This is a genomic window from Aquirufa beregesia (genome assembly GCF_011090385.1).
GTDB classification, from domain to species: Bacteria; Bacteroidota; Bacteroidia; order Cytophagales; family Spirosomataceae; genus Aquirufa; species Aquirufa beregesia.
Genome location: NZ_SEWW01000004.1, coordinates 298858 through 320236, shown reverse-complemented (window position 1 = coordinate 320236; position 21379 = coordinate 298858). Strand labels below are relative to the sequence as shown.

The window sequence follows — 21379 nt, the reverse complement described above, 5'->3', positions numbered from 1 at the left end:
TCTCAAGGTTCAAATGAAAGATAAGGACTTAGCTTTTGCCAAACAGCCTCATCAAGCTGCTGCACTTTTTTCAAATCCTCCCAGTTTTGAAATGGCCCATGTTGTTTTCGGTAATTCAATACCAAATTTGCTTGTCGATAGGGTAAATAAGGATGCCTAAATTCTTTCCAGTCTGCCTTATTAATATATAGGAAACGATAGACCCCTTTTCCTACATGAAACTGAGCGATGTGTTCATTGACCCAAAGGCTGTCCAAGCCATAGACTTCTTTCAATTGTGCGGCCTGATAAAATCCTCCCAATTTTTCCCGATAGGCTAAAATTCTTTTGGCAAAGGCTGGCCCAATGCCCGGCAAAGCTATCCATGCTAAGGAATCGGCTTGATTGATTTGGATTTGCCAAGCTAGTTTTTTGTTACCATTTCCCTTCTGGGAATGCGAGGCTGACTGACTTGGGTATTGATTCGCTGGACGATAGGTATAATTTCTAGTTTGAGGGGCATACGATTTTTGATGCAATTTTTCCATATCGATCAATGTCTGCGTCCAATATGTTGGCTGAAAGGAAACCATGGCTTGTTGCCGACTTTGGTATTCCATCCAACGGGACGTGATATCTGCCAGTAATAAAAAAATAAATAGACTCAGTAAGCCCAGTATTTCGGAGCGAGTCATGCCCAATATAAAACGAAGGTAGTAATGCACTTTATTTTTCCACATGTTGAGAACTTCATCATGGCAAGAATAGTATTTTTTTGTGGAGCCTTCTAGCTAAGCTATTGTTTATTAGAAAATTATCAGTAATTTTGCAGGCTATTTTAGGATTAAAGCCCTCTGGGCAAATCCGAGGAGTGGTTCCGAAACAACTTTTCTTTTCGTAGGGAAATGGCCAAGGGACACCACATCTTTTCATCTACGAGGCGTTCAGCTTGATTAATCTCTTCCAAAAGGAGGAGAATTTGTGCCCCTAGGGCCATTATTCACATTAATTAAAACGTATAAAGCCTTGAGTAACATCACTGCCACCGGAAGACACAGCTTTGCGAAAACGCATAGTGTGATCAATTATCCAGATTTTCTGGATATCCAAATCCAATCCTTCCAAGATTTCTTCCAGCTAGAAACAGCAGCTGAAAATCGCACGGACGAGGGTTTATTTAAAGTATTTGCTGAAAATTTTCCTATCGCGGATTCGCGTGAAAATTTCGTTCTTTCATTCGTTGATTACTCTGTAGATCCGCCGAAATATTCGGTAGATGAGTGTATTGACCGTGGATTAACGTATTCAGTACCTTTAAAAGCCAAGTTGCGATTGATCTGTAATGACACAGACAACGAAGATTTCCAAACCATCGAACAAGAGGTTTTCTTGGGAAATATTCCTTACATGACAGAACGTGGATCCTTTGTGATCAACGGTGCTGAGCGTGTTATTGTATCGCAATTACACCGTTCACCAGGTGTATTCTTCGCACAATCGAAGCATACGAATGGAACGAAATTGTATTCGGCTCGTATTATTCCATTCAAAGGTTCTTGGATTGAATTTGCTACGGACGTAAACAATGTGATGTATGCGTACATTGACCGTAAGAAGAAGTTTCCTGTAACGGTATTGCTTCGTGCGATTGGTTACGGAAATGATAAAGACATCTTAGATTTATTTGGTTTAGCTGAAGAAATCAAAGTTGATAAAAAAATCATCAAAGGTATCGTAGGTCGTCGTTTGGCTGCTAGGGTTTTGAAAACTTGGCAGGAAGACTTCGTAGATGAGGATACAGGTGAGGTTGTTTCAATTGACCGTAACGAAATCTTGATTGAGCGTGATACGGTTATTACAGAGAATGAAGTAGAAACGATTTTAGAATCAGGTTCTTCTACCGTTATTCTTCACAAAGATGATGTGAACGTTTCTGACTACAACATCATTTATAATACCTTACAAAAAGATACTTCTAACTCAGAAAAAGAGGCTGTTGAAGTTATTTATAAGCAATTACGTAACACGGATGCACCAGATGAGCAAACAGCTCGTGACATCATCCAAAACTTGTTCTTCTCTGACAAACGTTATGATTTAGGAGAAGTTGGTCGTTACCGTATCAATAAAAAGTTAGGCCATGACATCCCTATGGATGTGAAGGTACTAACGAAGGAAGATATCATTTCTATCGTGAAATATTTGATCGGTTTGATCAACTCCCGTGCGGTAGTCGATGATATTGACCACTTGTCTAACCGTCGTGTTCGTACCGTTGGTGAGCAATTATATGCTCAGTTCGGTGTTGGTCTTGCTCGTATGGCTCGTACTATCAAGGAGCGTATGAACGTACGTGATAACGAAGATTTCAAGCCAGTTGATTTGATCAATGCGCGTACTTTGTCTTCCGTAATTAACTCCTTCTTTGGAACGAATCAGCTATCTCAGTTTATGGATCAAACAAATCCATTGGCGGAGATTACGCACAAAAGACGTATGTCTGCCCTAGGGCCAGGTGGTCTTTCTCGTGAAAGAGCTGGTTTTGAGGTTCGTGACGTTCACTATACGCACTACGGTCGTTTGTGTACAATTGAGACTCCAGAGGGTCCCAACATTGGTTTGATTTCCTCACTTTGTGTACATGCCAAAGTGAATTCCATGGGCTTTATTGAAACTCCATACCGAATTATTGACGGTGGCAAGGTAGATGTAAGTAGCCATGTTCAATATTTGACTGCAGAGGAAGAAGATGGCAAGAACATTGTTCAAGCTAATGCTCCTATTGATATTAAGTCGGGTAAATTCTTATCTGATCGTGTTAAGGCTCGTTTTGAAGGTGACTTCCCATTGGTTAACCCAGCAGAAGCACAGTATATGGACGTAGCTCCTAACCAGATTGTTTCGGTTGCGGCTTCCATGATTCCATTCTTGGAGCATGATGATGCTAACCGTGCCTTGATGGGATCCAACATGCAACGTCAAGCGGTACCTTTATTAAGACCAGAAGCGCCGATTGTAGGTACTGGTTTAGAGCACCGTGTGGCGATTGACTCCAGAACTTTAGTAGTAGCTGAAGGAGATGGAGTTATTGAGTATGTGGATGCATTGAAGATTGTGGTCAAATATGATCAAACGGAAGATGAAAAAGTCATCAGCTTTGATGGCCCTTCAAAGACCTATAAATTGATCAAGTTCCGTAGAACGAACCAAGATACTACCATCAACTTAAAGCCTATCGTTTTCAAAGGTGAGCGCGTTTCAAAAGGACAAGCACTTTGCGAAGGATATGCCACTCAAGGAGGTGAATTAGCATTAGGACGTAACATGAAGGTGGCATTCATGCCATGGCAAGGATACAACTTTGAGGATGCGATTGTAATCTCAGAGAAAGTTGTTCGTGATGACATCTTTACTTCCATCCACATTGAAGAGTTTGAATTGGAAGTTCGTGATACCAAACGTGGAGAAGAAGAATTAACTTCTGAAATCCCGAACGTATCGGAAGAGACTGTTCGCAACTTAGATGAAAACGGAGTTGTGCGTGTAGGTTCTGATGTGAAAGAAGGAGATATTTTAATTGGTAAGATTACTCCAAAAGGAGAATCTGATCCTACTCCTGAAGAAAAATTATTACGTGCCATCTTTGGTGACAAAGCGGGTGACGTGAAAGATGCTTCGAAGAAAGCACCTCCATCGCTAAAAGGTGTGGTAATCGACACGAAATTGTTCGCTCGTCCTAAAAAGGATAAAGAAGAACGTGAAAAGTCGAAAGCTGAGTTGAAAAAAGTGATGAAGCAATATGGCAGAGATTTGTTAGACATTCGTCGTATCATGATCGACAAGACAGTAGCCTTGTTGAACGGTAAGACATCTAACGGAATCAAGCATAAATTCGGAACGGTGATTGTGGAGAAGGGTGTAAAATTCAGTGCGAAAAACATTGAAGAATTATTATTCCCAGACAAAAACTTGTACCGTGATGAGAGTACTTATGCTGTACCAGAGGAAGCTAATTTACTTTCTGATTTGATCGTAGAAGAAGCAACAGCTGATGCTGAATTAAATGCTCGTTTCTTACAATTAATCAAAAACTACAACATTCGTCGTAATGAAATCGCTGGTCGATTCAAGCGTGAGCGTTTCGTGTTAGAGGTGGGTGATGAATTACCTGCCGGTATCGTGAAATTGGCGAAGGTATATGTAGCTAAGAAACGTAAGTTAAAAGTAGGAGATAAAATGGCGGGTCGTCACGGTAATAAGGGTGTTGTAGCTCGTATTGTACGTGAGGAAGACATGCCGTTCTTGGAAGATGGAACACCGGTAGATATCGTATTGAATCCACTAGGGGTACCTTCTCGTATGAACTTAGGTCAGATTTACGAAACTGTATTAGGTTGGGCTGGACAAAAATTAGGTAAGCGTTATGCGACACCAATCTTTGACGGTGGAACGGAGGCAGAAGTAGCTGCTGAGTTAACTCTAGCTGGTTTACCAGATTGGGGCCGTACGTATTTATACAATGGTTTGACGGGAGATAAATTTGATCAGCCAGTAACAGTAGGTATTATTTACATGCTGAAATTGGGCCACTTAGTGGATGATAAGATGCACGCTCGTTCGATTGGACCATACTCATTGATTACGCAACAACCATTGGGAGGTAAAGCTCAATTTGGAGGTCAGCGTTTCGGAGAGATGGAGGTATGGGCGCTTGAGGCCTTCGGAGCAGCGAATATCTTGCAAGAGATTTTAACTGTTAAATCCGATGACGTTATCGGCCGTGCTAAAGCATACGAAGCCATCGTAAAAGGTGAGAATATGCCAAAACCAAATATTCCAGAATCATTCAATGTATTGATTCATGAATTACGTGGTTTAGCCTTAGAAATCACCCTAGAGTAAACATACATAGGGCCGGCAACGGCCCTTAACTAACATCATTTTCCAAAAAAATTAAACGAAAATGTCATTTAAAAAGACTAGAAAGCTGAATAGCGACTTCCAAAAGGTGACCATTTCATTGGCCTCACCTGAGTCGATCTTAGAAGGTTCAAATGGTGAAGTAACCCAACCGGAAACCATCAACTATAGAACGTACAAGCCTGAGATGGGTGGATTGTTCTGTGAGAGAATCTTTGGACCTACCAAAGATTGGGAATGTCACTGTGGAAAATATAAGCGTATTCGTTACAAGGGCATCATTTGCGACCGCTGTGGTGTAGAAGTAACTGAGAAAAAAGTACGCCGTGAGCGTATGGGACACATCGAATTGGTGGTTCCAGTAGCGCATATTTGGTACTTCCGTAGCTTACCCAACAAAATTGGTTACATGCTCGGATTATCGACCAAAAAATTAGATCAAGTGATCTATTATGAAAGATATGTGGTAGTTCAAGCTGGTATGTACGCGGAAGAAGGAAAGATAGGTTCTCAATACCTAGATTTCTTAACGGAAGATGAGTACTTGGATATCTTGGATAAGTTGCCACGTGAGAACCAACATTTGCCGGATGAAGATCCACAGAAATTCATCGCTAAGATGGGTGCTGATGCATTGAACATGTTGTTATCTCGTATCAACTTACACGAATTATCGGCTGACTTGCGTCACTCGGCAGATACAGAATCTTCACAACAACGTAAAGCGGAAGCTTTAAAGCGTTTGAAGGTAGTAGAAGCTTTCCGTGAGTCGATTGGCCGTATTGATAACCGTCCGGAATGGATGATTATTAAGATGGTTCCGGTTATTCCACCAGAATTGCGTCCATTAGTACCATTGGATGGAGGTCGTTTTGCGACTTCTGACTTGAACGATTTATACCGTCGTGTGATCATCCGTAACAACCGTTTGAAGCGTTTAATTGAAATCAAAGCTCCAGAGGTGATTTTGCGTAATGAGAAGCGTATGTTGCAAGAGGCTGTTGACTCCTTGTTTGACAACTCTCGTAAGGTAAACGCGGTTCGTTCTGAAGGTAACCGTGCCTTGAAATCTCTTTCTGATATGTTGAAAGGAAAGCAAGGTCGTTTCCGTCAAAACTTATTAGGAAAGCGTGTTGACTACTCTGGTCGTTCAGTAATTGTGGTTGGACCAGAATTGAAAATGCATGAGTGTGGTCTTCCAAAAGACATGGCAGCTGAGCTTTTCAAGCCGTTTGTTATCCGTAAGTTGATCGAGCGTGGTATCGTTAAAACGGTTAAATCTGCGAAGAAAATTGTGGATCGTAAAGATCCTGTAGTTTGGGATATTTTGGAAAATGTCATGAAAGGTCACCCGGTATTGTTAAACCGAGCTCCTACCTTGCACCGTTTGGGTATCCAAGCGTTCCAGCCTAAATTAATTGAAGGAAAAGCGATTCAATTGCACCCATTGACTTGTACGGCATTTAACGCCGACTTTGACGGTGACCAGATGGCGGTTCACGTTCCACTAGGACATGAAGCGATTTTGGAAGCCTCTTTGTTGATGTTGGCCTCACATAACATCCTTAACCCTGCTAACGGAGCGCCGATCACGGTACCTTCACAAGACATGGTTCTTGGATTATATTATGTAACCAAGGGAAGAAAGTCGACAGAAACACATAAAGTAGATGGTGAAGGCCGTCGCTTCTATGGTTTTGAAGAAGTGGTGATCGCTTTAAACGAAAAAAAATTATCGAAACATGCGAACATCGTGGTAAAAGCGAATGTACGTAAGGAAGATGGTTCTTTAGTAAGCGAAATGGTGGAGACTGTTGCAGGTCGCGTATTGTTCAATCTTTGCGTACCAGAGCAAGTAGGTTACATCAATGAATTATTGACTAAAAAGAAATTGCAGCAGATCATTTCTCAAGTTCACAAGATTTGTGGAATGGCTCGTACAGCTCAATTCTTGGATGATATCAAAGATTTAGGATTCCAACAAGCCTTCCACGGCGGATTGTCGATGGGTATTGGTGATGTTCAGATTCCAGAGGAGAAAGCACATTTAGTGAAGAAAGCTCAGCAAGATGTTCAAGCTGTTTGGGACAACTACTTAATGGGTTTAATCACGGATAACGAGCGTTACAATGCTGTTATTGACATCTGGACAAAAGTGAACTCGAAAATTACCGAGACATTGATGAAGCAGATGGAAGAGGATAACCAAGGATTCAATGCGATCTACATGATGATGCACTCTGGAGCCCGTGGTTCTCGTGAGCAAATCCGTCAGTTGGGTGGTATGCGTGGTTTGATGGCTAAGCCACAGAAGAACTTACAAGGTTCGGTAGGTGAAATCATCGAAAACCCAATCCTTTCTAACTTTAAAGAAGGTCTAGACGTATTAGAATACTTTATCTCTACACACGGTGCTCGTAAAGGTTTGGCAGATACTGCCTTGAAAACAGCCGATGCGGGTTATTTGACTCGTCGTTTACATGACGTAGCTCAAGATGTGATTGTAAATGAAGAAGATTGTGGTACGTTACGTGGTATTCAGGTATTCCCATTGAAAGATAATGAGGAGATCATTGAGCCATTATCTGAGCGTATCTTGGGTCGTGTGTCAGTACATGATGTGTATGATCCGATTAGCAATGAGTTGATTGTAGCTTCTGGTGATGAAATCACGGAGATTGCGGCAAACAAAATCGATGAAACGGCGATTGAATCGGTTGAGATTCGTTCGGTATTAACGTGTGAAACTAGAAATGGTGTTTGTGCGAAATGTTACGGACGTAACTTATCTACAGGTCACATGGTGGGTCAGGGAGAAGCTGTTGGTGTGATTGCATCTCAGTCGATCGGTGAGCCGGGTACACAGTTGACATTACGTACATTCCACGTCGGTGGTACAGCACAAAACGTATCTTTAGATGCAAGTGTAAAAGCTAAGTTTGACGGTGTGATTAATTTTGAAGAGGTTCGTACGGTAAGTTCGACTGATTCAGAAGGAAATCCAGTGGAAATCGTGATGGGTCGTTCGGGTGAGGTTCAGATCATCAACCCTGCTAACAAGCAGTTGTTGATTTCTAGCAACATTCCTTACGGATCTGTGATTCGTGTGAAAGATGGTCAAACCATCAAGAAAGGCGAAGAGATTTGTGCTTGGGATCCATACAATGCGGTTATTCTATCTGAAGCTGAAGGTAAAGTAGCGTTTGAATCGATTGAGGAAAACAATACGTACAAAGAGGAAGCGGATGAGCAAACAGGTTTACGTGAGAAGGTGATTATCGAATCTAAGGATAAGACAAAGAACCCATCGGTGCTTGTTGTGGCTAAAGGAAAAGAGGATTTGGTATATAACGTACCAGTAGGTGCTCGTTTAGCGATTGATGAAGGAGACAAAATCAAAGCGGGACAGATTATTGCGAAGATTCCACGTGCTGCGGGTAAAACTCGTGACATTACAGGAGGTCTTCCACGTGTAACGGAATTATTTGAAGCACGTAACCCATCTAACCCAGCGGTAGTTTCTGAGATTGACGGTGTTATTTCTTATGGTATCATCAAGCGTGGTAATCGTGAGATCATTGTTACTCCAAAAGAAGGAACAGAGCGTAAGTACTTGGTGCCATTGACTAAGTTTATCTTAGTACAAAACAATGACTTCGTACGTGCTGGAACGCCATTGTCTGATGGAGCTATTACGCCATCGGATATCTTATCGATCAAAGGACCAACAGCGGTACAAGAATACTTAGTGAATGAAATCCAAGATGTATACCGCTTACAAGGGGTAAAAATCAACGATAAGCATATTGAGTGTATCGTTCGTCAGATGATGCAAAAAGTTGAAATCTTGGATCCAGGTGATACACAATTCTTACAGGGTCAAAACGTAGATCGTTTTGCTTTCCGTGAGGAGAATGATCAGATCATGGACAAGAAAGTGATCACTGAATCAGGTGATTCAGAGAAGTACAAGCCAGGTATGATTATTTCTGCTCGTGCTTTACGTGATGAGAACTCCTCATTGAAGCGTAGAGACATGAAAGTGATGAAAGTACGTGATGCGCATGCGGCGGTTTCTTCTGCTAATTTGCAGGGTATTACGCAGGCATCTTTGGGTACTGAATCATTTATCTCAGCGGCATCCTTCCAGGAAACAACGAAGGTATTGTCTGAGGCATCGATTCGTGCTAAAGTAGACACATTGGAAGGCTTGAAGGAGAATGTAATTGTTGGACACTTAATTCCTGCGGGAACGGGGGTTCGCAGATACAAGGACTTCATTGTGACTCCAGTAGATGAGTTAAAGCAATTAGAAGCTAAAGTAGCAGCTAGCGAAGCAGAAGTTGCGGCGAAGGTTTCAGTTGAAAACTAGTCTAATATAGCTTGAATCAAAATCCCTCTCAGGAAACTGAGGGGGCGCAAAATGTCAAATAAATAAAAAGTCTATAAAAAAACGAGTAGAAAACCTGATTTTTTTACTCGTTTTTTTATATGTCTTCTAAAATATTTTAAAAGCCAGTAATATATGCTCAAAATCGGCGAACTGATAAGTTAGCCAATAATTTAAGAATAACTTCTGAATAAATATTGCCCTAATAATTGGCAGATGGAAGAAAGTTAACTGCACTTGCATAGATACATGTAATTGAAAACAATTTATATCATTGCGAGCGTGAATTAGGAAATATTATATGTTATTCAAATGTTTTCCCGACATGTCTTTCAAGGAAACGATTAATATTCCAAGTTTATTGACCACGTTCTGAATGCTTTGTTTAAATGATAATTACTGATTGTCTATCCTTGGCAACGCAAATACCATTTTTGACAATGTAACATTCCACAAAATGATTGCCTTTAAAGCTTGTAGGTTCAGAGTGGTTAATTGCCCCTTGAATGATTTGGCCCCTAATACAATTAATTTTAATAGCCTCTTCTCCGCGATTAAGCGTTTTCCAGTAAACTTTATATGGTTGAGGAACATTGCAATGTTTAATCGAAAAGGTTATATTTCTATTCCTCCCTACTTTATTACCATTGGTTCTTAAATCATATTCTCTGAAACCTTGTTTTTTAGTAACTCTACCAAGTAAACGAACACTATAAGAAGGGTCTATTTGAACAGACAATCCCAAATCTGTTATTTGTTGCTCTGTATTATTGTAAACAGCCAAGCCATGATTAGAGGGTCGTGTTTGGCTTTCATTAAAAACTTCAGGTTTTTCAAATTCATCTCCAAAGATGAATTGCCATTTCTCTAGACTTTTTTGTAGATCTGTTTCCTGGTACGCCTCTGTGATCTTATCACTATAATAGATCATCCTATCTCTAAAGTTAGCCCAGCCATCTTGGTTCCAACGATCTCCAAAGTTTTCACCGGTATCACCTGGATCTAAAATTGTAGGCATGTATGTATTGCTTTCTACAAAGGCTTTTAACTTTTTCATAATGGTGTACAATGTGGTAGGAATATCGCTGTAGCAATTTTCGTCTTCCAATAAAGCAGCATCATTGACCTGTTCTCCGAGTAAAGTGTTTAACAGGATGGATTTAATGGAGAAAGTCCTTTTATAATCTCTTAAATATTTGATGAGGCGAATCACTTTTACAAAACGATGCTTGGTGATCCTGTTACGTTCATCCAGCCATTCTGTATATTTCTCGGGGTTGGTAAGCTCAAAGTTATTCTCATGGCGATTAGTAACGTATTTACTGCCATGCCGCTCTAAAAATGGTACAACATCAATATGAAAATCGTTGGCGTAATCTATGGTTACGCATCTTGTTTTTCGGCTTACTTTATCACGATATGTACTGTTGTTTCTAAATAGTTGATACACCTTTTCTACATAATCACAGGCCTCCCATTCTGAAAATTCTTCTATATATAATAAAATGTCAGCATCAAATTCATCAGTTGATCTTACTGGTTTTATGATGGTTTTGTGAGCATAGGAGCCCTGTGGAATTACATCGAGAAAGTTATCTTTTAGTAGTTCGCTTTCCTTTAAAACGTTAGTTATTGTTTCGGTACGCTCATCCAAAAGTGTTATCCTGGCGGAATTTAAGTTTACCTCTTTTTCAAGGAAGCTTTTAAAGTAGTTAATTAGTTTCATAAATATTAATGGTTATAGTTGGTTTATATGCCTTTTCTGTAAAATCATAGATTGTAATACCAGGGTGGGCATCACGCATAAGTCCTCGCCCGCATGAAATGGCACCGGAAACAGGTATGGCGGGAAATAAGTGAATGGTTTTACACCCCTTATGGTCTATTTCTAATTGACTTAAAAACTGGTGATAGCTTTTGGTGAAGTTCTCGTAAGATGCTTTATTTCTAAATATATTTCTATTGGGAATAGTAACTAAAGGTCTGATCTCGTAAATATTGCAACTTTCAGTTATTTCAGGAGGTAGGCTCGGCAGGTCAATAGTTCCGCTAAGGGAAAGTATCAAAGCAACGTTATTGGAAGCAATGGTTGATAATCTTCGTGCTTCGAAAGTTTCAATCAGTTCTTTATCCGACCATAGCCAGGTTTCTTCTTCACCACGGTGTTTTTGATAAATGGACGTGGGGATTTTATCATCTAACTTATAGCCCAAATAAATTAGAAGAGGGATACGGCTTAACGCGAATACAGATAGATGCCTGACCTCGCCTTTGTTAACACCTTGTCCCAAAGGTATCAAGCTTTTGTCTATGATACCTTTTCCAATTGACCAATAAGCATCCCAGGCATCTTCGGGATCGGGCAAAGTATTCAAATCTATTTCGATTCCATGCTTGTCAAAGCTGTTCAGAAACATAGCATACTTTTGTTCACTATTGAAAACGACATGGCGCGCATGTTCTTTAGAAACCTCAACGTTAGCTCCTCTTATACCGCCTAACATCCTTAATACAATACTTTCAGAATCTATTTTAAGGCTGGTTAAATGATGTATTCGTTGTTCATGTTCAATTTTATGTTTGATTAACCGTTCGATAGTAAATTCTTCCAACAAAGCTTTGGTGTCTACAATTTTATGATGATCCGCACACAACAGCACCAGGTTTTCAACCGTATTGCGTTCATCAAGCGGTAAATCGGCATCACCGCGCGGTGATTTTTTTGCTTTACTCCAGCCCACAACATGAGCCATTTCCCCAATAGACACGTCATAAACCAAATCGAGTAAATACTTATTGCATATAGCGCATCGCCCACCCGAGCGTACCCACAACCTCATTCTATCCTGCTCTTTTATGCTTGGTCGCTTGGATACTGTAAAATCTTCTAAGTCAATGGTGTCGGTATATTCAATCATAGTTTAATTATTAGCTTGTAATGCTGAAAAATAAAGACTGCCAAACTTCTGACAGCCTTTATTTAAAATCGACTTATTTCTATTGTTCACTTCTCCTTAGTTACACCTTTAAAAGGTGTTCCATCGGCTTTACCATCCATAAATTTCCCCGTTTCTCTATCTCTTTTAGTCCAAACATCTGTTACAGGATTATATACTTGAGTTCTACCTGTGACTGCTCCGTTACGGTGGCCGTCACCAACTTTTCCATTTCTGGCCATTATTGTAATTGTTTTAAATTAAATAGTTTGTTATTTGACGTTGTATCGTTTCCAGGGTATTTGCGATATGTGGACATTTGAAAGAAATCCAACAATATCTTTCCGGCCTTGATAAGTTGGTGTACCACTATGGTCTTGAGCCATCAAAATAATTGGTACACCAGGAAAAACACTACGGAATGAGCTTCTTGCGTCATCACATTGCCCACTGGAATTTAATACGTGCGATTTAACCACCACAATCGCAAAGGTTACACCCTGTTCTTTTACAACAGCTCCTTCTATTTGCATAAAATTGTTATTATATGTAATTACCCTTGTACTATCGGAGTTAGGATATTATTCCGGTGTGGTGTATTCTTTATCGGGCTGAAGAAAAGTAATATTAAATCAAAGTAATTTTTACCTTTGCTGTGCTTACAATACGATAAAGTAGAATGCCAAGGGTTACTAACCCCGTTAAGCCACCAACAGCTTTAAAACATTCTTTTAAGATTTGCCTGTGAAATTCGAGCTTCACGGGCATTTTTATTTGTTTTTTATAGTATGCGTTGTTTTAAATTATCCATTATTTAACCTCAATCTAACTTCTTCTCTAACCTTTACATTGCTATGTACAAAGCTGTAATTGTCCAATAACTGGGTTACTTCATTATAAATATTGCCCTTTTTCTTTGTGTCCTTAATTGTGATAACCAGGCAAAAATCCATGTTGGGAGTAACTTTTTGGGCTTCGGCCTTTGATTCTGTAAATTCACGAAAAAGCCCCTTGACCTTTAAATACCAGTTCTTTGGTGCTTTTAAAAATTTGTCTTTATTTGATTCTGTAAACTCATCCAGATTAACGCACCATTTTTTTACTGGCTGGTACTTATCTGAATAGGAGATCAACATTCTTTCAGAAGCAAAAGGTATATCCATGTTCTTACCGGCGCGTTTACTGTATACAGCAGTGCTCAAAAGATTCTGTCGCCCTTCCGCTCCAATAGGATTTTTGATCCTTGGTAATGTTGTATCCTTTTCCACTTTTTGGTCATAAGTACCCAAAAAAACATCAATGTTTGACTGGCAATATTCCGCCCCTTGGGAAACCTCTAATATGGGGGAAGTCACAAGTGTAACCGTTATTTCTCCATAAAAATACCCCTCATCATCGATCATGCTTTTAGGGAAGGGAAAATCCAAAATGTCTACATAATTACCCTTTTCAATCGTGTCCTGTAAAATCAATGTGATCTCATTGGGTTCATTGAACAGAATATCGCCGATACTTGAAGGCATCCCAAAACCTACTGAATTTAATTTATCCGCAATCCCCATTTTCATTTCTATAGGGTATTTAGCCGAATGGATCATTAATGCCTTTATTAAAATAGCATTAAACTTTTCATTGAGTATCGAGTTTAGTCCCGCCGCAATCGCAGAAATTCTTGGTGTAGAAAAGCTGGTGCCAACCTGTCTGGCAATCCTGCCGTCAACGGCGAAAGATTTTACAGGATTTTTAACGATCCGGTTTCTTACGTCTGTTCCGGCATTGCCGCCCATGTGCGCGAGATCTGGCTTGATTAGATGTGCTGGCCCTGGCCCAATCCTGGAAAAGGGAGACGGATTAAATTTTTCTGCATGATCCGTTGCATTCTTATCATGAGTGATTGAACCAACTACTAAAGCTCTAACCGTATCGGCAGATTTTGATATTCGCCGTTTTGGAGCATTAATTTGAAAATTATCGCAGTTTCCAGCCGATTTGCAAATTAAAACATCATGCTCGTCCTGTATTTCATCGAGCGCTTTGGCAAAATCCGAAAACTCGTTGAGGTCGGCCTCAACATCTGTACCAAGAGATAGGTTCCATATCTTTATATGATTGTTCCTGCTAATCGAATCCCTTATTTGCTCTATTAGCTCATATTCGTACAGCTTTTGCTTCTTTAAGTCTGGCATTACAATTGCTTCAAAGAGTTTGCAACCATCAAATCCAGTGTAATCCTTTCCTTCTAATTCATCACCATAAATCATTACCCCAGCTACAAAGGTTCCATGCCCCTTATTTGTATCTTCCTCTACATAATAGGTTAGGCTATCGGTATGTAGCCAGGGAGCCAAATGTGGTATTTTTGCTATACCCGTGTCTAATACACCTACAATCGGATATTCCACATCCTTTTTGGGTAACTTAACCACAATCTCATGATCTTCAGAAATTTCTTCCATATCAAGATTGTAAACGGGCATCTCGGAGATCATTTGAACACCATCAAAGTTTTTTAACTCTTCAAGTGTATCTGCGGTTACGCCATTAACACTGTAAATATTTAATTCAGCTGAATAGGATGTGCGTTGGCATTCAAGCTTGTTATCGTGGCAAAATTTTTCAAACGTTCTCAAAAGAATGCCATTCAAATCCATATTGCCATAATTGAATAACTTTATCTTAAACACCTCAGTTTCCTTTCCCTTTTCCAAAATAATTTCTGGCACGAATGCCTCGATGTCACTGATAGCAGAAATTCCTACTACGGTTGAATTAGATGGAAATGCAATGTTAACTCTATCCAGATTTTTAATAATCGCTTGCAGCACCTGTTCATCATTGACCTTGATCAATAATTCGTCAATCCCATTTACTCCAATAATATTAAGTTCATTAATATTAAAAAGGTTGCCAATATCTTTTCGGTAACTTTTTGCTAAAGCGTCTTGGTTCATCTTAACCTTAATAACCGAAGGGGTATAGTTGTTGGTTTTTCTTTTACGATCCAACGTATCTGAAATACCGGATAAGACTTGTTTTACATAGGCTGACTTCTGAACAGCAATTTCCTGGCTTGCCCACGCAGGCATGTCACCACCCCCGGCAGCTTCGTTATCAAAAGCGTCTTTCTGTCTTTTTTGAAAGAATTTTATAGGAAGGTTCTTGTCAGCCATGTTTTATGCGTTTTTATTTAAAAAATTTCTTACTTGTCTAATTGATATTTTCATTCTCTCAGCAATAGCAGCTTGTGGAATGCCATTGTCGTTTAAAAATTCCACCAGTTTTTCAATTGTAAGTTCACCATGATTTGTAAATTCAAAAAGCTCTATTAATACATCTTCATAGGCTAAAATCCCTCTGCCGTTAATAATCACCTGAGCTTTGGCATTATTCATGATTCCTTTGATGTCAGATGGTGATTTACCATTCATTAGCTTAACTAATTTATCAAGCCTTCTTTCATCATCTAAGAAATCCGCTTTGAAGCCTGTTGTAAAAACTTTTACAAGCTCTATGATTTCAGCATCTTGCGGTGCCCCGATTTCAATTACCGTATTAAAACGCCTCCAAACAGCTTTATCTAACAGTTCGGGATGATTAGTCGCAGCAATTAAGATGTTATGACTGGCGAAAGAATCAATATTTTGTAAAAGGCTATTAATCACCCGTTTTAATTCCCCCAACTCATACTGATCGTCCCTTGCTTTTGCAATAGCATCAAATTCATCAAGAAAGAGTATGCAAGGTTTATTGTCAGCAAATTCAAAAATCTTCCGAATATTTTTTGCTGTATTACCCAATAAGGAAGATACAATAGCATCAAACCTTGCCACTACCAATGGCAGGCCTGTTTTTTCAGATATATATTTAGCCACTGTTGTTTTACCGTAACCAGGTTTACCATAAAGAAGCAACGTGTTTGTTGTTTCGATACCATTTCTGATCAACTGACTTTGATGCTTAACGATATTAATAAAATCATCAATTTTTCCTTCAATCAACTGAGGTAAAATTATAGGCGACATTTCTTTAGAAGGTGAAGAAATATCAACTATACTCAGCCGGCTTTCATGATCGACAGGAGTGGTCATTAATTCATCCATAGTTACAGTTGTAGCAGGCCCATTTTCAATGGCTTTTAATATCATTTTAGCCATCCTCTCATCCCCATCCTTAGAGAGTTTCTCTGCCAATAACTTTGAATAATTAAAAACCTTTTTAAAGTCCTTAGTCAGCCCGCCTTCAATAATTTTTAAAATTTCAGTATACATATAATTCATTAATTGTTAAGCAAAAATAACACATATTGATAAACAAAACAAAGTAACCGTAATAAATATTTCAATAAGTGTAATAAATATTCTACATACCGTAATATAAAATAGAATCCTAAGCAGTTCCATTGAACTTTAAATGACCTTTCAATTTGAGCACCACAAATTGCTTCACTCAAATCATAAAGACTTATTAACTGACACCTGTACAATTTCTCAAGATTGACGAATCCATTTTAGGCTATTCGAACTACGAATATGATATCTCATTGGTATTGTGAATGAATTACCCAAAGGATTCCTGAAATCAATCTTTTTCGACAGGAAGCGAGCGCCTATTTCACAAATATTACTGTTCAAATAACTATATTTGGTATGGAAAAAATGAGCTTAGCTAAAGAGTAAATTATCTTATCGAATAGTCGCGGCGAATTGGGCATGACCAACTACAATAAAAACTAATTCAAGAAGTCTATCTTTTAAAGTGAAAAAAGTCCTGATTTAACTGTAAAATATTTTACACAACTTAATAACAATATATATACAATTGCTTCTTCTACAGGTAAAGAAATAGATTATCTACAACATGATCCTATAATTAGTAATTAGCAAACAATTTGTTTCTATCAAAAGGATAGTAAATTTTCCATAAATCGAACAATTGGATTAATTGATATTGATTATTCTAACGATGAAAACTTCGTCCATTCAATCGCTTGCGCTCATAAACCTTGGTCTTCGCTGATTTTTTATCTATTTCCAGATATCCAGTCTGCTGAAATGCCGGATTAAATAAATCCACCCCTTGGTACTTTTTATTGATTTTCAGTTTGGGTATTGGGCTGGGAAGTACCAATTTCTTAGCAGGCGAAGTACTATCTGAAAAATACAGAAATATAGCTAGGTTGATCATGATCAAATCCAAGCTCCAAGAAGAAAGCCGCCTCATTTTATATTCTTAGAAGAAGCTTGATCAAAACCATCGAGATATTCTTTTTTAATCTCTTTGAATTTGATGGCAATTAATAATGCCATGCATGCGAATGCTACGAAAAGCAATTTGCCGACGAAATTTTTCATGTTATTATTGGTTAGGTTACAAGAAATAGGGCTGATTATACCGTATGCTGGCGAAAAAAGCCTGAGTAAATATGGCTAATTTGACACAAATGGTTCTTGCGAAAACGCAAGAAATAAAAGCTTTACATAAAATATCAAGCTTAGTTTCAATCGAAAATGTACATCGCCATTCCTTTTTTGCCCGTCAAAGACTTGACAAATCCCCAAATTAGCTCCCGAAAAAGACGCTTATACGCGCATTATTCCTAATATTTCTTTAAATTTAAGCTTCCTATTTTTATGCTATGAAAAATCCAAATCCAGAAGAAAATCAGTTAAACATTGAATTGCCTGAGGAATTAGCAGAAGGCTCTTATGTGAACCTTGCCCTAATAGCCCATTCTCCTTCCGAATTTGTCATGGACTTTATTCGTATTTTACCTGGGATTCCCAAAGGAAAGGTGAAGTCGCGCATCGTCATGACTCCCGATCATGCTCAACGTTTATTGATGGCTCTTCAAGAAAATATTCAACGCTACGAAGAGGCTTTTGGACCTATCGCCAAGGACTTAGATAACCCAGGTTTTCAATTTCCTATGAACTATAATGGCCCCATAGGCGAAGCGTAAACGTTTGCAGTTGAATTTGATTAAAATAGGCCTAAAATTTTACGAATCCATTGGGTAAATACCCTTACTTTTCTACTTTAGAAAGGTATATTAACCTTTTTTATTTTAATGGCCATGCCCATTCTCAACCAACAATTAGTCAGTCAAGGAGCTTTTAACACCCAGCTGCCCCTTCAATACCCTTCTCCGGAAGTATTTACTTATCCTGAGAAAATCCTTCAATTTGGAACCGGTGTCCTATTGAGAGGACTCTGCGATTACTTTGTGGATAAAGCCAACCGTCAAGGCGTTTTTAAAGGTCGGGTTGTCTTGGTTAAATCAACCGCCAAAGGTGGAGCAGATGCCTTCGAAGCACAAGATGGTTTGTTCACCCATTGCATCAAAGGCATTGATGAGGGCAAAGAGGTGGAGGAATATTTGATCAATTCATCCATTTCCAGAACCTTGACTGCCTCCAAAGAATGGGATGCCATTTTGGCCTGTGCGAGCAGTCCAGATATGCAAATTATCATTTCCAATACCACAGAAGTAGGCATACAATATGTGGCCAATGATGCCATCAGCGATGGATGCCCAGCATCTTTCCCCGCTAAATTACTTGCCTTTCTTCTTGCCCGTTGGCTACATTTTGGAGGAAGCAAAGAATCAGGTATGGTCATCATTCCAACAGAGTTGATCATCAACAATGGAGATGTATTAAAGGACATTGTTTTGAAATTAGCCCATGATCATCAACTACCTGCCGACTTCATTCAATGGCTACAAACTGCCAATCATTTTTGCAATTCCCTAGTGGATCGTATTGTGCCCGGAGCTCCGGATGCTGCTACTAGAGCAGCTATTTGCGAACAACTAGGTTATGAAGATTCATTAGTCATCATTTCAGAAGTGTATCGCTTATGGGCCATTCAAGGAAGCTCAGAAGTTAAAAAGATATTAAGCTTTGCTTCGGTGGATTCGGGTGTGGTGATTGCCGAGAATATTGAAATCTACCGTGAACTCAAATTGCGACTTTTGAATGGAACCCATACTCTTATGTGTGGCATGTCCTATCTCCTAGGTTTCCGTTTGGTCAAAGACGTCATGAGCAATTCATATCTCAGCAAATTGGTGATGAACCTCATGCTGACTGAATTAGCCCATTCCATTCCGTATAAAATGGATTTCAAAATTGCCGATCGCTTTGGTCGTTCGGTATTGGACCGCTTTAAAAACCCGTTTATCAACCATAAATTGATTGATATCACGGTTCAGTATACCACCAAAATGCGAATGCGTAATATTCCTTTATTGGTCAATTATTACAAAATTTTTGGCAAGGCCCCTGAGCTTTTTGCGATGGGTTTTGCAGCCTATTTACAGTTCATGCATGCCGTAAAAATAGAAGATGGTCAATATTTCGGAGAATGTAATGGTGAGTTCTACCCCATTCAATGCGATTATGCATCCTACTTTTATGAAGCTTGGAAAGACTTAAACTTAACACAGGTATTGGCCGATGAGAAGATTTGGGGGCATGATTTAAGTGCTTTGCCCGGCTTTGAAGAAGCGGTGAAGAAATACCTTTAATAGGGATTAGGGATTAGGGATTAGGGATTAGGGATTAGGGATTAGGGATTAGGGATTAGGGATTAGGGATTAGGGATTAGGGATTAGGGATTAGGGATTAGGGATTAGGGATTAGGGATTAGGGATTAGGGGAAATGCAGAATTGACTTTGTTTCTACTCAATATTTTTTAAAAATATCCTTTATTTTCTTCATTCCTCATTCTACATTAATTAAAAAACGATGAAGGCTTTTTTAAACGAAGATTTTTTATTGCAGTCGGGCACAGCTCAGACTTTATACCATCAATATGCGGCTCAAATGCCCATCATTGATTACCATAACCATTTAGTACCTCAGCAAATAGCGGAAGACAAGCAGTTCGACAATATCACTCAAATTTGGCTCTATGGCGACCATTACAAATGGAGAGCGATGCGTGCTCATGGGGTCAATGAAAAATACATTACAGGGGATGCTTCTGACGAAGAAAAATTCATGAAATGGGCAGAAACAGTTCCCTATACCATGCGCAATCCTTTGTATCATTGGACGCATTTGGAATTGCAACGTTATTTTGGTGTCACCGAAGTGCTCAATGCCGAATCAGGAAAGCGTATTTATGATCATTGCTCTGCTTTATTACGTAGCAAAGAATATTCCGTTCGGAATTTGTTGAGAAAAATGAATGTCAAAGCGCTTTGTACAACAGACGACCCTATCGACAATTTGGCATATCACCAATCGATCGCGGCTAGTGGTTTTGAGGTCAAAGTATTACCAACTTTCCGTCCAGATAAAGCCATGGCGGTGGATGATGAATTGACTTTCATTGAATATGTGAATGCCTTAAGCGAGGTGACGGGCAAGCAAATTAATCACCTGCAAGATTTTAAAGATGCCATTCTAGAGCGTCACGATTTCTTCCATTCAGTCGGTTGTCGACTGAGTGACCATGGTTTGGAACATATTTATGCGGAGGATTATACGGAGGAAGAAATTGAGCTTATTTTCACTCGATTGCATTCAGGTAAAACCATCAATAAAAGAGAAAAATGGCAATTCAAATCTGCCATGTTGGTCTATTTTGCCCATTTAGATCATGCCAAAGGATGGACACAACAGTTTCATTTGGGAGCCTTGAGAAATAACAATAACCGACTATTAAGTAGTTTAGGGCCAGATACGGGTTTTGATTCCATTGGAGATTTTGAACAAGCTAAACCTTTGTCCAAATTTTTGAATACACTGGATAGTACCAACCAATTGGCGAAGACGATTTTATATAACTTGAATCCAAGAGATAATGAATTGTTTGCGACCATGACGGGAAATTTTCAAGATGGAAGCATCGTAGGAAAGATTCAATTTGGATCAGGATGGTGGTTTTTGGATCAAAAAGATGGCATGGAAAAACAAATCAACGCCCTGTCCAATATGGGGATGTTAAGTCATTTTGTAGGTATGCTAACCGATTCCCGCAGTTTCCTATCTTTCCCAAGGCATGAGTATTTTAGAAGAATACTTTGTAATTTGATCGGTCAAGATGTGGAAAATGGCGAATTGCCAGCAGATATAGATTGGTTAGGAAAATTGGTCAAGGACATTTCGTATACCAATGCGTCCCAATTTTTTAATTTTGAATAAA

General features: G+C 39.2%; 14 protein-coding genes. 5 read left to right on the top strand and 9 right to left on the bottom strand.

Annotated features, from left to right (window positions below):
- Positions 1–2 precede the first annotated feature (2 nt).
- Positions 3–719 carry a ComEA family DNA-binding protein gene (locus tag EWU23_RS08680; RefSeq protein ID WP_166230919.1) on the bottom strand — a complete coding sequence of 239 codons (717 nt, stop codon included), beginning with the start codon at positions 717–719 and terminating at the stop codon, positions 3–5.
- Positions 720–1005: 286 nt separating this feature from the next.
- Between EWU23_RS08680 and rpoB the strand changes: the two genes are divergently transcribed.
- On the top strand, positions 1006–4881 hold the full coding sequence (gene rpoB, locus EWU23_RS08675; protein WP_166230916.1) for a DNA-directed RNA polymerase subunit beta: 3876 nt from the start codon (positions 1006–1008) through the stop codon (positions 4879–4881).
- Positions 4882–4942: 61 nt separating this feature from the next.
- The gene (gene rpoC, locus EWU23_RS08670; RefSeq protein WP_166230913.1) at positions 4943–9271 is read left to right on the top strand and encodes a DNA-directed RNA polymerase subunit beta'; all 4329 of its coding nucleotides are present in this window, start codon (positions 4943–4945) and stop codon (positions 9269–9271) included.
- Positions 9272–9674: 403 nt separating this feature from the next.
- Here rpoC and EWU23_RS08665 read toward each other — a convergent pair whose 3' ends face one another.
- From EWU23_RS08665 to EWU23_RS14140, 8 genes are all read right to left on the bottom strand, one after another.
- A complete protein-coding gene (locus EWU23_RS08665) occupies positions 9675–11015 on the bottom strand; it encodes an SMODS domain-containing nucleotidyltransferase (protein ID WP_166230910.1) in 1341 nt (446 codons plus the stop codon).
- Positions 11002–12207 carry an SAVED domain-containing protein gene (locus tag EWU23_RS08660; protein WP_166230907.1) on the bottom strand — a complete coding sequence of 402 codons (1206 nt, stop codon included), beginning with the start codon at positions 12205–12207 and terminating at the stop codon, positions 11002–11004. Before EWU23_RS08660 ends, EWU23_RS08665 begins: the two co-directional genes overlap by 14 nt.
- Positions 12208–12293: 86 nt before the next feature.
- A complete protein-coding gene (locus EWU23_RS08655; protein ID WP_166230904.1) occupies positions 12294–12467 on the bottom strand; it encodes a hypothetical protein in 174 nt (57 codons plus the stop codon).
- Between the two features lie 30 nt (positions 12468–12497).
- On the bottom strand, positions 12498–12758 hold the full coding sequence (locus EWU23_RS08650) for a hypothetical protein (RefSeq protein ID WP_166230901.1): 261 nt from the start codon (positions 12756–12758) through the stop codon (positions 12498–12500).
- A gap of 270 nt (positions 12759–13028) precedes the next feature.
- On the bottom strand, positions 13029–15395 hold the full coding sequence (locus EWU23_RS08645) for a S8 family peptidase (RefSeq protein WP_166230898.1): 2367 nt from the start codon (positions 15393–15395) through the stop codon (positions 13029–13031).
- A 3-nt stretch (positions 15396–15398) separates the two neighbouring features.
- The gene (locus EWU23_RS08640; RefSeq protein ID WP_205753125.1) at positions 15399–16502 is read right to left on the bottom strand and encodes an ATP-binding protein; all 1104 of its coding nucleotides are present in this window, start codon (positions 16500–16502) and stop codon (positions 15399–15401) included.
- Positions 16503–17181: 679 nt separating this feature from the next.
- Positions 17182–17445 carry a hypothetical protein gene (locus tag EWU23_RS08635; RefSeq protein ID WP_205753124.1) on the bottom strand — a complete coding sequence of 88 codons (264 nt, stop codon included), beginning with the start codon at positions 17443–17445 and terminating at the stop codon, positions 17182–17184.
- Positions 17442–17576 (bottom strand): hypothetical protein, encoded by a 135-nt coding sequence (locus EWU23_RS14140; RefSeq protein WP_262886082.1) that lies wholly within the window; start codon positions 17574–17576, stop codon positions 17442–17444. Before EWU23_RS14140 ends, EWU23_RS08635 begins: the two co-directional genes overlap by 4 nt.
- A gap of 284 nt (positions 17577–17860) precedes the next feature.
- Here EWU23_RS14140 and EWU23_RS08630 point away from each other — a divergent pair, with 284 nt between their 5' ends.
- The 3 genes from EWU23_RS08630 to uxaC all read left to right on the top strand — a co-directional run bounded on the left by EWU23_RS08630 (position 17861) and on the right by uxaC (position 21378).
- Complete coding sequence (locus EWU23_RS08630) at positions 17861–18184, top strand: DUF3467 domain-containing protein (RefSeq protein ID WP_166230889.1); 324 nt, start codon at positions 17861–17863, stop codon at positions 18182–18184.
- A gap of 114 nt (positions 18185–18298) precedes the next feature.
- On the top strand, positions 18299–19753 hold the full coding sequence (locus tag EWU23_RS08625; protein WP_235942183.1) for a tagaturonate reductase: 1455 nt from the start codon (positions 18299–18301) through the stop codon (positions 19751–19753).
- Positions 19754–19974: 221 nt separating this feature from the next.
- Positions 19975–21378, top strand: a complete 1404-nt coding sequence (gene uxaC, locus EWU23_RS08620) for a glucuronate isomerase (RefSeq protein WP_166230883.1) — start codon at positions 19975–19977, stop codon at positions 21376–21378.
- Position 21379 lies beyond the last annotated feature (1 nt).

Coding starts and splice junctions, on each gene's coding strand:
- EWU23_RS08640 (WP_205753125.1), bottom strand. CDS start 16,502: ATGAATTATATGTATACTGAAATTTTAAAAATTATTGAAGGCGGGCTG.
- uxaC (WP_166230883.1), top strand. CDS start 19,975: ATGAAGGCTTTTTTAAACGAAGATTTTTTATTGCAGTCGGGCACAGCT.
- EWU23_RS08655 (WP_166230904.1), bottom strand. CDS start 12,467: ATGGCCAGAAATGGAAAAGTTGGTGACGGCCACCGTAACGGAGCAGTC.
- EWU23_RS08630 (WP_166230889.1), top strand. CDS start 17,861: ATGAAAAATCCAAATCCAGAAGAAAATCAGTTAAACATTGAATTGCCT.
- EWU23_RS08625 (WP_235942183.1), top strand. CDS start 18,299: ATGCCCATTCTCAACCAACAATTAGTCAGTCAAGGAGCTTTTAACACC.
- EWU23_RS14140 (WP_262886082.1), bottom strand. CDS start 17,576: ATGAAAAATTTCGTCGGCAAATTGCTTTTCGTAGCATTCGCATGCATG.
- EWU23_RS08660 (WP_166230907.1), bottom strand. CDS start 12,207: ATGATTGAATATACCGACACCATTGACTTAGAAGATTTTACAGTATCC.
- EWU23_RS08635 (WP_205753124.1), bottom strand. CDS start 17,445: ATGAGGCGGCTTTCTTCTTGGAGCTTGGATTTGATCATGATCAACCTA.
- EWU23_RS08680 (WP_166230919.1), bottom strand. CDS start 719: ATGTGGAAAAATAAAGTGCATTACTACCTTCGTTTTATATTGGGCATG.
- EWU23_RS08650 (WP_166230901.1), bottom strand. CDS start 12,758: ATGCAAATAGAAGGAGCTGTTGTAAAAGAACAGGGTGTAACCTTTGCG.
- EWU23_RS08665 (WP_166230910.1), bottom strand. CDS start 11,015: ATGAAACTAATTAACTACTTTAAAAGCTTCCTTGAAAAAGAGGTAAAC.
- rpoC (WP_166230913.1), top strand. CDS start 4,943: ATGTCATTTAAAAAGACTAGAAAGCTGAATAGCGACTTCCAAAAGGTG.
- EWU23_RS08645 (WP_166230898.1), bottom strand. CDS start 15,395: ATGGCTGACAAGAACCTTCCTATAAAATTCTTTCAAAAAAGACAGAAA.